This is a genomic window from Chiayiivirga flava (assembly GCF_014202825.1).
Lineage (GTDB): Bacteria > Pseudomonadota > Gammaproteobacteria > Xanthomonadales > Xanthomonadaceae > Chiayiivirga > Chiayiivirga flava.
The window spans coordinates 132,421-146,845 of the sequence record NZ_JACHHP010000001.1; the positions used below are offsets into that span (position 1 = coordinate 132,421).

Below are 14,425 nucleotides of genomic sequence, written 5' to 3' on the forward strand. Positions count from 1 at the left end.
CGGCAATCGGTGATCTCCGGCTCGCCCGCAGCCTGCGCGCACCTGCCTCGCGGCGCAGGCGTTCACGGACGATAGGCGACCCAGCCCTTGAAGGTGAACGCGCAGTAGAAGAGCTCGATGTCCGTGAATCCGGCCTCACCCAGCAGATCGACATCCTGCGCCGGTGAAAGCACGGGAAGCCGCTCCCGGATTGCCGAGACGCTGCCGTCGGCCTGCGCCGCGGGCACGCCGGACGCCGCCGAAAAGGCTGCATTGCGTGCAAGCCACCTGTCACGCGCAGGCGCGTCGCCGGGAATGCTGTGATGCGCAACGACCAGCGATGCGCCGGGCCGCAGTCGCACCAGCATCCGCTCGAGGGTCTGCAGGCGTTCGTGCGACGGCAGGAAATGCAGCGTCAGCAGACACGTCGCTCCGTCGAACGGCCCCATCGGCGCGCTGTCGACATCACCTTCGTGCAGGCGCACGCGAGACGCCAGAGGTCCGAGGGTGGTGCGGGCGAGATCGAGCATCGGTGCAGACGGATCGACGCCGTCGAAGCGCCAGCCCGCATGCATGCCGGCAAGCGCCCTCAGCTCCAGCCCACCGCCTGCACCGAGCACCAGGATGCGTGCGTCGGCGGGCGCGCGTTCGGCCAGCAGGACACCTGCCATCGTGTGCAGGTCCCTCAGACCGGGGACGATCCGGGCGGTTCGTTCGGCATAGCCCGCCACGACCACGGGATCGGAGAACGGGATCATCGAACGCCGCTGTCGGCCTGCGCGGAGGCGATGGTCCCGGGCCAGAGCAGCGAACGGTGGACCTGGGCGCCCGCGAGCGCTCCGCCACCGATCGCCAGCGATATCGAATGCGGCGCCCGCGCCACATCTCCGCAGGCAAATACGCCTGCGACCGAGGTTCGGGCCTCGGCGTCGACGCAAATCTGGACACCGAACGGCGTCTCTTCCAGTGCGCAGCCCATCGTTTCGGCCAGAGCGCCGGAAGGAGACGTGTGCGTGGCCGTGAACAGACCCGCAAAGCGCAGACGTCGTCCGTCGGCCATCACCACGTCGGCCGAGCCCTCGATCCTGTCGATGGGCGTATCCTCGATCGCCACGCCGCGTCGCTCCAGCCCGGACCTGGCCTCGTGGTCCAGATCCATGGCACCGTTGACGAGCAAGGTCACATCGCCCCAGTCGGTGAGCAACTCGGCTTGATGGATCGACATCGGACTTGCGCCGACGATCCCGATGCGGCCCTGGCCGAGTTCGTAGCCATGACAGTACGGACAGTGGAACACCGTCCTGCCCCAACGTTCGGCGAGTCCTTCGACGGCCGGAAGGCGGTCCGTCACGCCGCTGGCCAGAAGAACGCGGCGCCCTCGGAACGAGAGGCCGGCCGTGGTCGTGACGATGAAGTCGTCCACCTGCCCGGCCACGGCGTCGACCCGCCCCTCGACCCAGGTCAGCGTGGCATACGCTTCGAGCTGGCGGCGCGCGTTCGCCGCGAGTTCGTCCGGTGGCTCGCCATCGTGGCCCAGAACGCCGTGCGCATGGCGGGCGAAACGGTTGCGCCGCTCGCCGGCATCGATCACCAGCACGGTCCGGCGCGCGCGCAACAATTGCAGGGTCGCGGCCATGCCCGAATAGCTTCCACCGATGACGATCACGTCGTGCTGCATCTCAATTCCTCGGGCGTCGCGCAGCCGCGTGCCGGCGTGCGAAGTCGGCGGCCAGATCGGCCAGGGTGATCTCCGAGAAGCGCGTGAGCAGCAGCGCCTCGGCCTCGGCGAACGTGCCTTCGAGCGCGGCATTCACCGATTGCTCGACCAGGCACTGCGATGCTTCGTTGCGGTTGCCGACCGCGAACAGCGCCGGCTCGCCCAGCGCGGCATGCAGTTGGCGCAGGGTGACGGTGGCAAGGTCTGCGCGAATCCGCCAGCCTCCTGCATGGCCGCGACCCGCGGTGACAATGCCGGCCTCTCGCAGATACCCCATCGTGCGTCTGACGACGACGGGATTGGTGCCCAGGCATCGCGCCAGCGTTTGCGACGTGACGGGGCCGTCGTGCTCGGCCATGTGCAGCAGGGCATGCAGTACGGATGAAAGGCGGCTGTCCCGGTTCATGTAACTGATGATGTTTCATATCCGGTTGCGCGTCAAATATGCTGCCGAAGAACATCCTGAATCGGCAGCGCACGCGGGCCGAACGCCTGGACTCGCTCCATCGGCGAGTTCTGACGTCATGCCTTCCCAGCCCTTCCCCTCTCCGCGGCGCGCAGGCACAGTGACCCTTCTCCGTCTCCGCGCCGCATGTCCCGCATCCTTGTCCTCCAGCACGTGGCCGCCGAGCCGCTCGGCACGCTCGATCCGTTGATCCGGGCGCGCGGGCATCGCATCCGCTACGTCAACTTCCAGCGCGATCCGGACGCGCAGCCGTCGCTCGACCGCTATCGCGGACTGATCGTGCTCGGCGGGCCGATGAACGTCGAGGATCAGGCGGCGCGGCCGCACTTGCGCACCGAGCTGCGCCTGATCGAACACGCGCTGGCGCAAGGCAAGCCCGTGCTCGGCATCTGTCTTGGCGCGCAGCTGCTCGCGCACGCGCTCGGCGCGCCGGTGCGGCGCCACCGCTGCCACGAGATCGGCTGGTACGACCTGTCCACCACGGAGGCCGGCCGCGTCGACCGCGTGCTGGCGCCGCTCGGGCGCGTGCGCCCTGTGTTCCAGTGGCACGGCCACAGCTTCGACATCCCGCGGTCGGCAACGCATCTCGCACGCACGTCGAGCTGCGAGAACCAGGCCTTTCGCCACGGCGACAACGCCTACGGATTCCAATTCCATCTGGAGGTCGATCGCGCCCTGATCGAGCGCTGGCTTTCGATTCCCGCTTACCGCGAGGAACTGCTCGCCGCCGACGCCGGGCAATGTCCGGAGACCATCCGGCGCGCCACGCTCGAACACGCCGCCGCCACGCAGGACGCGGCCCGCGACGTGTTCGAGAATTTCCTCGATCTGGTCGGCCGGCCGCGGCGACGCATCGCGCTGCCGTCGCACCTGTGAACGCGTCCCGCACGCGGGCATGAACGCCGCGCATCCGCAGCGCCGGTGTGCGCATTGCATCGCTACGCTTGCGCTAAGATTCGATCGATGAACCAGCCCCTGCCCTACGACCGACAGCGGTTCGATGCCGCCGCGCGCGAACTCGTCGAAAACACGCGCGAGCTTGCCGCGCTCGGCTGGACGCCGGCCACGAGCAGCAACTTCTCGCTGCGCCTGGACGATCGCCACGCCGCGATCACGGTGTCCGGCCGCGACAAGGGGCGGCTTGGCGACGGCGACATCATGGTGGTCGATTTCGACGGCCAGCCCGTGGCGACGACGCAACGCCCGTCCGCCGAAACCCTGCTGCACACGCAGCTCTACCGCCGGTGTCCGGACATCGGCTGCGTGCTGCACACGCATTCGCGCGTTCAGACGGTGGCGTCGCGCCTGTTCGCAGCGGATGGCAAGGTCCCGCTTGCGGGCTACGAATTGCTCAAGGCGCTGCACGGCAACGCCACGCACGAGGCGGCGATCGATCTGCCGGTGCTGCCGAACACGCAGGACATGCCGGAACTGGCGTCCCGCGTGGATCGCCTGCTCGATACGCAGACGCTCTGGGGCTACCTGATCGACGGCCACGGGCTTTATGCCTGGGGCCGCACCATGGCCGAAGCCCGCCGTCACCTGGAGGCCTTCGACTTCCTGCTCGCCTGCGAACTGGACCTGAGGAGGTTGCGCGCATGAGCCGTCTACGCATCTTCGCCGACGACGATCCGGTCACGCCCGATTTCGTCAGCACCGACCACGCCAGCATCGCGCACAAGCTCGCGGGCATCGGCGTGCGCTTCGAGCAGTGGGAGGCGATGCATCCGATCGAGCCCGGGGCGCCGTCCGAAGACGTGCTGGCCGCCTACAAGACCGATATCGACCGCCTCGTCGCGGAAAACGGCTTCAAGAGCATCGATGTGGTCAGCATCGCGCCGGACCATCCGCAACGCGAGACGATGCGCGGCAAGTTCCTCGACGAACACTTCCACAAGGAAGACGAGGTGCGTTTCTTCGTCGCCGGCTCGGGCCTGTTCACGCTGCACGTGGACGGCCGCGTGTACGAGATCCGCTGCGAACAGGGCGATCTCATCGGCGTGCCGGACGGCACCACGCACTGGTTCGACATGGGGCCGGAACCGTATTTCGTCGCCATCCGCTTCTTCACCGAGCCGGACGGCTGGGTCGGCCACTTCACCGGCACCGACATCGCGGGGAAGTTTCCCCGCTACGAGCCGGGACAGGCAGGCTAGCCGCGCGGCGGAGGCGCCTGGCCTCGCCGCCCGGCGATCTGCGTTGTGGCCGACAGCGTGTCGGGATTCGTCCCCGTCCGGCGTTGATCGGATCGGCACAGTCACGTGCATCGTCCATGCGTCGCGCACAGCGGGCGCGTAGCATGGGGCGGTGGGTGCGTGGTGCCGTGTCCGTCCGCCGACCGAGGAACGCCATGAACGCTTCGAAGCCGTCCTGCCCGCGCTTGCGTCGCGAGCATTCCGCCCTGCCCGCTTGCCGTCTGCTTGCGGTGGCGCTGCTGTCCTGCAACCCCGCGCTTGCCGACGACGCGGTGGTGGACGGGGCCGAGTGCACGTCCGCCGGATTTTTCGCTGCCCTGGCCGACGTGCAGGGCAGCGGCGGCGGCACGATCGGTTTCGATTGCCCCGCGCCGCTGACCGTGCTGTTCGACGTCCGTCGCCAGATCAGCAGCGATGTCGCGATCGTCGCCGACGGCGATGTCACCCTCACCGGCAACGGTGTGCAGGCACTGTTCCAGGTGTTCGACGACCGCTCGCTGCGGCTGCGCGGGGTACGCATCCGCGACAACGTCGGCACCACGCAGCACGCGATCGAGAATTTCGGCACGCTGACGCTGGAAGACGTGCAGGTGGGGCCGAACGCGCCCAGCCGCAGCCTCATCGCGAATTACGACACCCTGCTCGTCCGCGGCGGCGTGTTCGAGAACAACACGTTCTCCGGCGCCGGGATCGTGCCGGACGGCGCGGTGCTGACGAACGAGGGCGGCACCGCCACCATCGAGGATGCGGTGTTCGCCGGCAACGGCCAGACGCCCGCCGCTTCACTCGGCGGCGCGATCCTCGTGAGCGCCGGCACCGTGGTCGTCCGACGCACCGATTTCGCCGACAACCGGGCGTTCGACGGCGGCGCGATCTTCGTCGATCCTGCCGGCGAACTGCGCGTCGCCGGCAGCCGTTTCATCGGCAACGACGCCACCTACGGCGGCGCGATCGAGTCGCAGACTGGCGTCGTCGCCATCGCCGGCAGCCGCTTTGTCGAGAACACGGCCGCCGCGCTCGGCGGGGCCATCTGGCAGCGCAACGGCGGCGACCTGGCGATCGATACGTCGCTGTTCGACGGCAACACCGCCGGCGACGACGGCGGCGCCGTGAGCCTGCTCGATGCCGCCGGCAACGCGTCGATCCGCAACAGCACGTTTGTGCGCAATCTGTCCGCGGCGCACGGCGGCGCCGTCTACAGTGCAAGCGACATCCAGCTGCGCGCGTCCACGTTCCACGACAACGAGGCCGCCGCCGATTCCGGCGGCGGTGCGCTGTACCAGACCGGATCCGGCGCGGTCGCGATTCTGGACGACGTCACCGTGGTCGGCAACCGCGCCGGCTACGGCGCCGGCATCGCGAACTTCCCCGGCGCCGCGCCCGGCAGCACGATCTACGTTCAGCGTTCGATCGTCGCCGCCAACGCCATCGACGCCACGGCCTCGGGCAACTGCGCCGGCGGCGAGATCGTCTCGCTCGGCTACAACCTCAGCGACGACACGTATTGCGGAAGTGCCTTCGGCGGCGACGATCTGCTCGACGCGACCCTGCCCTTCCTCGCGTTCGGCGAGCACGGCGGTCCCACCCCCACGCTGCCGCCCGCCGCCGGCAGCGACGCGATCGACTTCGTGCCGACGGCCGCGTGCGGCATCGATCCGGTCGACCAGCGCGGCGCGCCGCGTCCTGCCGGTGTCGCATGCGATGCGGGCGCGGTGGAAGTCGGTGCCGTGCCTGCGCCGTTCGATCGCGTGTTCGGCGACGGGTTCGAGGACTGACACGCGCGCCGCGGCACATGCGGTATCGTTTCGCTTTGCGAATCGTGGAACCGACCGTGCGCGCCATCCTCACCGACATCGAAGGCACCACCAGCAGCATCAGCTTCGTCAAGAACGTGTTGTTTCCGTACGCCCGCGCCGCGCTGCCCGACTTCGTGCGCGAGCATGGTCACGAGCCCGAGGTGCGTCGCTGGCTCGATGCGGCGGCGGTGGATGCCGGCGGCATCTGCAGCGACGATGTGCTCGTGGAGACGCTGCAGGGCTGGGTCGACGCGGACAGCAAGCACACCGCGCTGAAGGCCTTGCAGGGTCTGCTCTGGCAGCACGGCTACGCGCGCCGCGACTTCGCCGCGCACATGTATCCGGATGCGCCGCGCGCGCTGCGCGCCTGGCACGCGGCCGGCCACGCGCTGTACGTGTATTCCTCCGGATCGGTGCCCGCGCAGAAGCTGTTTTTCGGTTACAGCGAGGCCGGCGATCTGCGTCCGCTGGTCTCGGGCTGGTTCGATACCGAAATCGGCGGCAAGCGCGATGCGGCCAGTTACCGCCGCATCGCGGAGGCGATCGGCCGCGCTCCTGCGGACATCGTGTTCCTCTCCGACGTCGTCGCGGAACTCGACGCGGCGCGCGAGGCGGGCCTTGCCACCGTGCTGCTCGATCGGATCGACGACTATCCGGCACCGCGCACCGGCGATGTCACGCATGGCCACGCCCGCGTCACGAGTTTTGCCGACATCCGGCCGGGCGACGGCGATCCGGCGAACGCGCCGGGCGCGGCGGGCTGAGCGTGCGCGCCATCGCCAGCGTGCTCGGCGGCGGGCTGCGCCTGTCGCTGCTGCTCGCGCCGCGGCGAACGCCGCTCGACTGCGGCGTGGGCACATTCCTGCTCACGAGCCTGCTGCTGGCGGCGGTCGGCCTGGCGTGGGAATGGCGTCTGTTCGATCCGCCGCGCACGCTCAACGGCTTCGGCATCCAGACCTGGGCCATGCGCGCGATGCTCGCGCTGGCCGCGACTGCCGTGCTGTGCGCCCTCTGCGATCGCCGCGCACTGTTCTGGACGGTGGCGTGCTGGCTGCAGGCGTCGATGCTGTTGCCGACCGCGCTGCTCGCCTGCGTGGGCCTTGCGGGCGGCTGGGAGGCGCTGGCGTCGCCGTGGATGTGGGGCGCGGCCATGGCGTGGACGTTCGCGATTCTCCTGCGGCTCGCCTGGTTCCTCACGCGCTCCCGCCTCGGACGCGGGCTCGCGGGCCCGCTGGCTGCCGCCGTGCTGCTGCTGCCGTGGTTCGTGCTGCAGTCGCAGCTGCTGTGGACCACGGACTGGCAGGCGCTCTCGGCGGACACGTCGCAGTTCGAGGACAGCGGCGAGCCGGGCGAGCTGGCCGATCCCGAGGCGGCCATGTACGCGCTCGGCACGCGGCTGGATGCTGCCGTCGCGGCGCTGGCACCGCAGCGACCGGGCACGGTCGACATGTACGTGCTCGCCTTCGGCGGCGATGCCGGCGAAGACGTGTTCCGCAACGAGGTCGAATACATCGAGCGCCTGTTCCCGCAGCGTTTCGACGCCGCCGGCCGCGTGCTCGGACTGCTCAATCATCCCGACAGCGTCGCGACGCGGCCGCTGGCGACCGCCACCAACCTCGAGCGTGGACTCGCCGCCATCGGCGAACGCATCGATCCGGACGAAGACATCGTCTTCGTCTACCTCACCAGCCACGGCAGCGAAGACCACGAACTCTACGTCAACCAGCCGCCGCTGCCGTTCGACCAGATCACGCCGCAGCGGCTGCGCGCCGCGCTCGATGCGTCCGGCATCCGCTGGCGCGTGGTGGTGGTGTCGGCGTGTTTTTCGGGCGGATTCGTCGAGGCATTGCGCGATCCGCAGACGCTCGTGATCACCGCGGCGCGCGCCGACCGCACCTCGTTCGGCTGCGGATCGGAGTCGGACATCACGTGGTTCGGCAACGCCTTCGTTGCAGAAGCGCTGAACCGCACCACGGACCTGCGCGAAGCGTTCGAAACGGCGAGTACCGCGATCGCCGAGCGCGAAAAGGCCGAGGAGTTCGACCCGTCCGAGCCGCAATGGGATGCCGGCGAGCGCATCCTCGCGCAGCTCGACCGGTGGCGCGCCGGTTTCACGCCGGGCGCGGCGCTGCCGTTCGTCCCGCGGCCGGACACGCCGGCAGGTCAAGCGGCCGCCGGCGACGCCGATGGCGCGGCGCGCGACGCGGTCCCCGCACGGACCGGACCTGACGACACGGACGGCCGCGACACCTCCGACGAAGCGGCGAACGCGATCCGCTGAGGCGTCAGCCCCGGTCGTTCCCGAGCGCCTGCGCAAACGATGCGTACCGCTGCCGGCAGCGCAGCGCAGTCGACGGAAAGTCCGAGAACACTCCGTCGACGCCGAGCGAGAACGCGAGATCGAGCTCGGCATCGATGCTGCGGACACCGGGAGCGACGGCATCGTCGCGGTAGGTCCAGGCATGCACGCGCAGCCCGCGCGCATGCACCTCCTCGACCAGGCCCGTGCTGTCGCCGCGCGCATCCGCAAGCAGGCTCTTGTGCGCCCCGAATCCGTCGACATCGCCGCCGTGCAGACGCAGCGCGCGGCGCCAGTCGCTGCCCTGGTCGAGCAGCAGGAACACCGGCAATTCGGCCTGCTCCCGCAGCTGGCGCAGCGGCTCGATCTCGAAGCATTGCAGCCACAGCTGCACGCGCGCGGGATTGCGCTGCCGCGCGAGGGCCAAGAAGCGCGGCAGCGGATCGCGCCCGCGCGCGGCAAGCAGGCCGGGCGACTTCAGTTCCGGGTACAGCAGCACCGGCGCGTTGCGCTGGCGCGCTGCCGTCTCCGCCCACAGCAGCGCGGCGGCAAACGTGGGGATGCGGAATTCGCCATCGTGGCGGTGGTCGCGTTGCGGGAACGGCTGGGTGGCGCGCAGCTGGGCGATCTCGGCCGCGTCGAAATCCTCGGCCCACCAGTCGCCGTCGCGCTTGCGCGCGGCAAACGCGGGATGCGCCGCGACGTCCGTGCTGCGCGCCAGGCCGCGATCGTGCCGCACGATGAGCTGCAGGTCGCGGCTCACGACCAGGTCCGGTTCGACGACGTCGGCGCCCTGCTCCAGCGCGAGCGTGTACGCCTCCAGCGTGTGCTCCGGGCGCAGACCGCTGGCGCCGCGGTGGGCGATGATCCGCGGCGGCAGACCGTCCAGCGTGGACCAGGTCACGGCGCGGCGGACGGCGGAGCGTCGTCGAGGCGGTAGCCGGTGACGGCGCGGACCTCGCCGTCCCAGCGCGTGAAAGCCCGGACCTCGATGCGGTGCTCGCCGCTCGCAAGGTCGGTCGGCAGCGTGCCGCGCCACAGGTGGTGCGACACGTCGGCCGTCACGGAACGATCGAACGAGCGCAGCGTTGCGGAGAGATCGTCGAGCACGTTGAGCGCCGTCAGTGCCGGATCGGGCGCCTCGAGCCTGCGCATCGGAGTCCAGGCTCCGTCGTCGATCCGGTACTCCACGCGCGTGTCGTCCATGCCCATGTAGACATTGGCATGGACGCCGAAGGCCGGATACGCACCGCGCCGCAACACCTTCGGCGCGCTCAGCAGCATCGCGCGCTGCGCGTCGGGCATGCCCGTGGCCACCCAGTGCATGCGGTATGCCTGCGGTGCGAACGCCACGCGCGCATAACCGTTCGGCGTGCCGTCGGCCATGCGTGCGTCGGGAATGCCGCGCTCGTCCGGCACGCCCGACCAGTAGCCGCCGCAGGCCGCACCCACGTTGTATTCGTGCAGGGGTTCGGCGCCGGTCCAGCCGCTGTCGGCACCGTGGAAGACGTGGCGCTGGGTGTGGCTGTGTCCGCTCAGCACCAGCGGCTGGCGGAACCGTGCAAGCAGGTCGAACAGCCGGAGACGGTCGGCGCGGCGGAAGGTTTCACCGGCGCCCGGAGCGTCGAACAGCGGGATATGGACCGCGAGCACGACGCGATGGGTGTCGGGCAGCGTCGCGAGGTAACGTTCGAGGAACGCGAACTGGTCGTCGCCGATGCCGCCGACGTAGGCCGGCTTTTGTCCCGGCAGGTAGATCACGTCGTCGAGCACGACGAAGGCGGTGCCGGGCTCTTCCCAGGCGTACGTGTCGGGCCCGAAGGTGTTGCGGAACGTCAGCGTGGAAGCGGCATCGTCGGGCACGTCGAAATCGATGTCGTGGTTGCCCGGGACGTACAGCCACGGCGTCCGCAGCCGCGCGGTGGCGCGGATCATCTGCGGGTAGAGCGAAAGATCGTCCTCGACCACGTCGCCCAAGGTGAGGCCGAGATCGGCCGCGGGCACGCCGGGCCGGTCGGCGAGCACGCTTTCGATGATGTCGCGCTCGAAGTACCCGGCCTGCAGGGCGGTCTTGGGCTGCGAATCGGCGAAGACCAGCACGTCGAGCTCCGCCGCGCTACGTGCCTGCCGCGTCAGGGCAACGTTAAACTTGCCTGTGGCGCGGGTTTTCGCGATGCCACCGTGGCGCGGCTTCAGCGAACCGCGCGGAACGTGGTGTCGCCAGAACGCCGGCAAACCGTTGCTGCGCACGGCGAACGCGTGGTCCGGCGGCTTGATCGCGAACACGGTGTCGCCGTCGCGGACGGGGATGCGATAGCGGCCGCCGCTGTCGGTGACGACGATGTCGCGGCCGTTCGACATCTTGACGCCGGCGACGCCGGGCTCGCGCGGATCGCGCCCGCCGTCGCCGTCGCGATCCTCGAACACGCGCCCGGACATCTGCGCGGCGGCCGCCGGAAACACGATGCACGACAGCAGCAGGAGCACGAGCCGCGGCATGGGACGTCCGACGTGCGCGCGGCCCGTCAGTAGTTGCACTGGAAGTAGACGACGTCGCTCTGGTTGAGCGCGATCGCCTGGCCGAGGCTGATCGCCCCCGACTTGCGCAGATGCACCTCGTCGCGGTGCAGCCGCATTTCCTCGTCGTCGCCCAGTTTGAGGTAGGTGGCATTGGTGCTGCGGTCGGCCAGCACGAAGTAGCCCTTCTTGAACTCGATCGTCGCATGCGTGCGGCTGACCCACTCGGCGTCGACCACGAGAGCATTGGACGCGTCGCGCCCCATCATGAAGATCGGCGAATTCTCGTTCAGCTCGATGACCTGGCCGCGGAACCGCAGCGTGAGTTTCACTTCGGTGGTGCCGCCGTCGTCGATGCGGATGGCGCGCTGCACGGTGGTGATGTTGGAGGTGTCTTCCTGCCAGATGACGTCGACGATCTCGATCGGCAGCAGCTTGCCGCTGACGCGCGCGCGGCCGAGGCTGCGGCTGCGGATGGCGCCGACGTTGGTCAGGCCCTTCAGCGTGCTGGCCGTGGTGACGATCTGCTCGCGCTTGGCGAGCGAGGCCATGCGAGCGGCGGTGTTGACGGCGTCGCCGTAGACGTCGCCGTCCTCGACCAACGTGTCGCCGTGGTGCATGCCGATGCGGATGCCGAGGTTGTCGCGCACGAAGACGATGTCCTGCGCCATGCGGCGCTGCATGTCGCACGCCGCCATCACGCCGTTCATGGCGCCCGGGAAGGTGCACATGATTTCGTCGCCGATGGTCTTGATGACCTTGCCGCCGTGCCGCGCCGCCACGTCGGACAGGGCATCGAGCACCGCCGAGATCATGCGCCGGGCCTCGACGTCGCCGCGCTGCTCGAACAGCTTGGTGCTGCCGCTGACATCGGCGAAGAGGATCGCGAGGGCTTGGGTCTGCGTCATGACCGGAACATCATAGGCGAATCGTGTGGCGGGCTCCAGACGGTTTGCAGAGTCGCGCCACGACGCTGCGCACGGGGTTCCGATCGCCCCTCACCGTCGTCCCGGCGAAAGCCGGGACCCGGTGGCGTTGCTCTTCCACGCCCGTCCGAGAGAGCCACGCCACTGGGTCCCGGCTTTCGCCGGGACGACGGGGGCGCCACCATCCCGATATCGCGGAGGCTCAGGCCAGCTCCGCTGCCGCATTAACGATGTCGTCATCCCCCGGCAGCACCAGCAGCGCCGCACCGGCCAGGGGCGTGTACGTGTCCGCGCCCACGACGCGCCGCAGCGGCGTCGCACCCGAACCGCCTTCGACGATCGCGGTGATCACGCCCTCGCCCACGCCGGCGCTGTGGCGGCCTTCGTCGACGACGAGGATGCGCTTGGCGCCTTTCGCCTGCGCCGCGATGAACGCCTCGTTGAGCGGCACCAGCCAGCGCAGGTCGACCACGCGCACCCGCCAGCCGTGCGCGGCCTCGATCGCGCGCGCCGCGCGCAGGCTCATCGGGATGCCGTTGCCGTAGCTGAAGATCACTAGGTCGTCGGCGTCGTCGTTGTAGACGCGACCTTCGCCCAGCGGCATCGCCTGGTCCGGCGCCGGGTACGGAAACAGCCATTGGCCGTCGCCGGCCTCGTGCAGGTCCTTGGTCATGTAGAGCGCGATCGGTTCGAGGAACACCGTCACGCGGCCGTCCACGCGCGCGAGTGCCGCCAGCGTGCGCAGCATCGTCGCGGCGTCGTCGCCGCGGCTCGGGCAACCGACCACGAGGCCCGGGATGTCGCGCAGCGCGGTGATCGAGTTGTCGTTGTGGAAGTGCCCGCCGAAACCCTTCTGGTAACCGAGGCCGGCAATGCGCACCAGCATCGGATTGCGGTACTGGTCGTTGGAGAAGAACTGCAGCGAGGCCGCTTCGCCGCGAATCTGGTCGCAGGCGTTGTGGAAGTACGCGAGGTACTGGATTTCGGGCACGGGCAGCATGCCCATGTTGGCGTAACCCTGCGCGAGGCCGAGGATCATGGTCTCGTCGAGCAGCGTGTTGAACACGCGGGCGTTCTTGAAGGTCTTGTGCAGGCCTTTGGTCACCGTGTAGACGCCGCCCTTCTGCGCCACGTCCTCGCCGAACAGCAGCGTGTCCGGGTACTTGGCGAAGAGGTCGTGCAGCGCGTTGTTGATCTGGATCGCGAGGTGCCGCGGCGGCTGGCGCTCTGGCAGTTTGTCCTCGCCGCCGAAGACGGCGATGCGCTTGTCGGTGTCGGTGACGCGTTCGGCTTCGGCCTTGACGGCATCGGGCGTGTACGGTGCGAGCGGGCGCACGACTTCGGCCAGCGTGGTGATCTTGGTGCGGCGGTCGGCTTCGTCGGCGGCGGCGAAGCACTTGGCGCGGATGTCCTCGTACTTGGCGATCAGCGCGTCCTTCGAGTACAGACCCGATTCGAGCGCGATCGCGGCGCTGCGCAGCAGCGGATCGGTGGCTTCGACGGCGCACAGTTCCTCGATGCTGCGCCATTCGATTTCGAAATCGGTGCCGGCGTGGCCCATGATGCGGGTGGTGCGCAGGTGCAGGAACGTGGGGCGGCGCGTGGTGCGGCAGTGTTCGACGGCGCGCTGCACTTGGGTGTAACCCTCGGCAACGTCGAGACCGTCGGCGTAGAAATAATCCAGGTCGCGGCGGCCGGAGAAATTGGCCGCGATCCAGCCCCCCGGCGTCTTCACCGAGATGCCGATGCCGTTGTCTTCGCAGACGAACAGCACGGGCGCCGGGAGCTTCTGGTACGCGGTCCACGCGGCGGCGTTGAACGCGGTCTGCGCGGTGGCGTGGTTGCTCGATGCGTCGCCGAACGAGCAGATCGCGATGGAGTCCGCGGGAACCGGCAAGGTGTGGCCAATGCGGCGCGCCTGTTCGATCGCGATGGCCGTGCCCAGCGCCTTGGGCAGGTGCGACGCGATGGTGGAGGTCTGCGGCAACACCCACAACGGCTTCGAGCCCCACACCTTGTGGCGGCCGCCGGACGCGGGATCTTCCGCACTCGCCGCAAAGCTCAGCGCCGAATCCATGATCGGATCCATCCCCGGCAGCTTGCGGAAGCGCTCGGCCATGAACGCACCGGAACGGTAGTGAAGGAACGCCGGATCGGTGTGCCGCGTCAGCCGCGCCACCATCGCGTTGCCTTCGTGGCCGCTGGAGCCGATGGTGTAGAACACCTTGTTCTTCACGCGCAGCACGCGCGCCATCAGGTCGAGATGGCGCGAGACCAGCTGCGATTCGAACAGCGCTTCGAAGTCCGCGGCGGTGGCGCCGCTGCCGTCGAGCACAGCTTCATGCGCGGCCGGCTTCGCATCGGCACGGCCGTTCCAGCCTTGCACGAATTCGATGAAGTTCTGGTCGCAGATTTCGGCGCGATTGAGGCCGCGCATGCGGGCGGGGATCGGTTGGGCAGCCATTGTTCGGGTCCTGAACGTGACATGCCCGCGGGAGGCGCGGGCATGGTGGTAGCGGTGTCGAAAGGT

The 14,425-nt window shown here is 69.3% G+C and carries 13 protein-coding genes; 6 read left to right on the forward strand and 7 right to left on the reverse strand.

What is annotated here, in order from left to right:
* Nucleotides 1-62: 62 nt before the first annotated feature.
* Genes HNQ52_RS00580 through HNQ52_RS00590 form a run of 3 tightly spaced genes read right to left on the reverse strand, consistent with a single transcriptional unit; the run spans nucleotide 63 to nucleotide 2,102 of the window.
* A complete protein-coding gene (locus HNQ52_RS00580) occupies nucleotides 63-737 on the reverse strand; it encodes a class I SAM-dependent methyltransferase (RefSeq protein WP_183958731.1) in 675 nt (224 codons plus the stop codon).
* A complete protein-coding gene (locus HNQ52_RS00585) occupies nucleotides 734-1,657 on the reverse strand; it encodes an NAD(P)/FAD-dependent oxidoreductase (protein ID WP_183958733.1) in 924 nt (307 codons plus the stop codon). Before HNQ52_RS00585 ends, HNQ52_RS00580 begins: the two co-directional genes overlap by 4 nt.
* A gap of 1 nt (nucleotide 1,658) precedes the next feature.
* The gene (locus tag HNQ52_RS00590) at nucleotides 1,659-2,102 is read right to left on the reverse strand and encodes an Rrf2 family transcriptional regulator (protein ID WP_183958735.1); all 444 of its coding nucleotides are present in this window, start codon (nucleotides 2,100-2,102) and stop codon (nucleotides 1,659-1,661) included.
* Nucleotides 2,103-2,288: 186 nt separating this feature from the next.
* Between HNQ52_RS00590 and HNQ52_RS00595 the strand changes: the two genes are divergently transcribed.
* From HNQ52_RS00595 to HNQ52_RS17505, 6 genes are all read left to right on the forward strand, one after another.
* Nucleotides 2,289-3,038 (forward strand): type 1 glutamine amidotransferase, encoded by a 750-nt coding sequence (locus tag HNQ52_RS00595; protein ID WP_183958737.1) that lies wholly within the window; start codon nucleotides 2,289-2,291, stop codon nucleotides 3,036-3,038.
* 87 nt (nucleotides 3,039-3,125) lie between these two features.
* The gene (locus HNQ52_RS00600; RefSeq protein ID WP_183958740.1) at nucleotides 3,126-3,764 is read left to right on the forward strand and encodes a methylthioribulose 1-phosphate dehydratase; all 639 of its coding nucleotides are present in this window, start codon (nucleotides 3,126-3,128) and stop codon (nucleotides 3,762-3,764) included.
* Entirely contained in the window at nucleotides 3,761-4,318 is a 558-nt protein-coding gene (locus HNQ52_RS00605; RefSeq protein ID WP_183958742.1) for a 1,2-dihydroxy-3-keto-5-methylthiopentene dioxygenase, read from the forward strand. The genes HNQ52_RS00600 and HNQ52_RS00605 overlap by 4 nt, the downstream gene beginning before the upstream one ends.
* 194 nt (nucleotides 4,319-4,512) lie before the next feature.
* Nucleotides 4,513-6,132, forward strand: a complete 1,620-nt coding sequence (locus HNQ52_RS00610; RefSeq protein WP_183958744.1) for a right-handed parallel beta-helix repeat-containing protein — start codon at nucleotides 4,513-4,515, stop codon at nucleotides 6,130-6,132.
* 17 nt (nucleotides 6,133-6,149) lie between these two features.
* Nucleotides 6,150-6,917 (forward strand): acireductone synthase, encoded by a 768-nt coding sequence (mtnC, locus tag HNQ52_RS00615; protein ID WP_183958746.1) that lies wholly within the window; start codon nucleotides 6,150-6,152, stop codon nucleotides 6,915-6,917.
* Nucleotides 6,918-6,919: 2 nt separating this feature from the next.
* Nucleotides 6,920-8,434 carry a C13 family peptidase gene (locus tag HNQ52_RS17505; RefSeq protein WP_183958748.1) on the forward strand — a complete coding sequence of 505 codons (1,515 nt, stop codon included), beginning with the start codon at nucleotides 6,920-6,922 and terminating at the stop codon, nucleotides 8,432-8,434.
* 4 nt (nucleotides 8,435-8,438) lie between these two features.
* On the opposite strand, the gene HNQ52_RS00625 is transcribed toward HNQ52_RS17505, so the two are convergent.
* The 4 genes from HNQ52_RS00625 to HNQ52_RS00640 all read right to left on the reverse strand — a co-directional run bounded on the left by HNQ52_RS00625 (nucleotide 8,439) and on the right by HNQ52_RS00640 (nucleotide 14,359).
* The gene (locus tag HNQ52_RS00625; RefSeq protein ID WP_183958750.1) at nucleotides 8,439-9,356 is read right to left on the reverse strand and encodes a glycerophosphodiester phosphodiesterase family protein; all 918 of its coding nucleotides are present in this window, start codon (nucleotides 9,354-9,356) and stop codon (nucleotides 8,439-8,441) included.
* Nucleotides 9,353-10,951 (reverse strand): calcineurin-like phosphoesterase C-terminal domain-containing protein, encoded by a 1,599-nt coding sequence (locus HNQ52_RS00630; RefSeq protein WP_183958752.1) that lies wholly within the window; start codon nucleotides 10,949-10,951, stop codon nucleotides 9,353-9,355. Before HNQ52_RS00630 ends, HNQ52_RS00625 begins: the two co-directional genes overlap by 4 nt.
* A 26-nt stretch (nucleotides 10,952-10,977) precedes the next feature.
* Nucleotides 10,978-11,877: an adenylate/guanylate cyclase domain-containing protein gene (locus tag HNQ52_RS00635; RefSeq protein WP_183958754.1), complete on the reverse strand. Its 900-nt coding sequence runs from the start codon at nucleotides 11,875-11,877 to the stop codon at nucleotides 10,978-10,980.
* Between the two features lie 220 nt (nucleotides 11,878-12,097).
* A complete protein-coding gene (locus tag HNQ52_RS00640) occupies nucleotides 12,098-14,359 on the reverse strand; it encodes a thiamine pyrophosphate-dependent enzyme (RefSeq protein WP_183958756.1) in 2,262 nt (753 codons plus the stop codon).
* Between the last annotated feature and the right edge of the window lie 66 nt (nucleotides 14,360-14,425).

Coding starts and splice junctions, on each gene's coding strand:
- HNQ52_RS00640 (WP_183958756.1), bottom strand. CDS start 14,359: ATGGCTGCCCAACCGATCCCCGCCCGCATGCGCGGCCTCAATCGCGCC.
- HNQ52_RS00585 (WP_183958733.1), bottom strand. CDS start 1,657: ATGCAGCACGACGTGATCGTCATCGGTGGAAGCTATTCGGGCATGGCC.
- HNQ52_RS00630 (WP_183958752.1), bottom strand. CDS start 10,951: ATGCCGCGGCTCGTGCTCCTGCTGCTGTCGTGCATCGTGTTTCCGGCG.
- HNQ52_RS00605 (WP_183958742.1), top strand. CDS start 3,761: ATGAGCCGTCTACGCATCTTCGCCGACGACGATCCGGTCACGCCCGAT.
- HNQ52_RS00635 (WP_183958754.1), bottom strand. CDS start 11,877: ATGACGCAGACCCAAGCCCTCGCGATCCTCTTCGCCGATGTCAGCGGC.
- HNQ52_RS00595 (WP_183958737.1), top strand. CDS start 2,289: ATGTCCCGCATCCTTGTCCTCCAGCACGTGGCCGCCGAGCCGCTCGGC.
- HNQ52_RS00600 (WP_183958740.1), top strand. CDS start 3,126: ATGAACCAGCCCCTGCCCTACGACCGACAGCGGTTCGATGCCGCCGCG.
- HNQ52_RS00580 (WP_183958731.1), bottom strand. CDS start 737: ATGATCCCGTTCTCCGATCCCGTGGTCGTGGCGGGCTATGCCGAACGA.
- mtnC (WP_183958746.1), top strand. CDS start 6,150: ATGCGGTATCGTTTCGCTTTGCGAATCGTGGAACCGACCGTGCGCGCC.
- HNQ52_RS00590 (WP_183958735.1), bottom strand. CDS start 2,102: ATGAACCGGGACAGCCGCCTTTCATCCGTACTGCATGCCCTGCTGCAC.
- HNQ52_RS00610 (WP_183958744.1), top strand. CDS start 4,513: ATGAACGCTTCGAAGCCGTCCTGCCCGCGCTTGCGTCGCGAGCATTCC.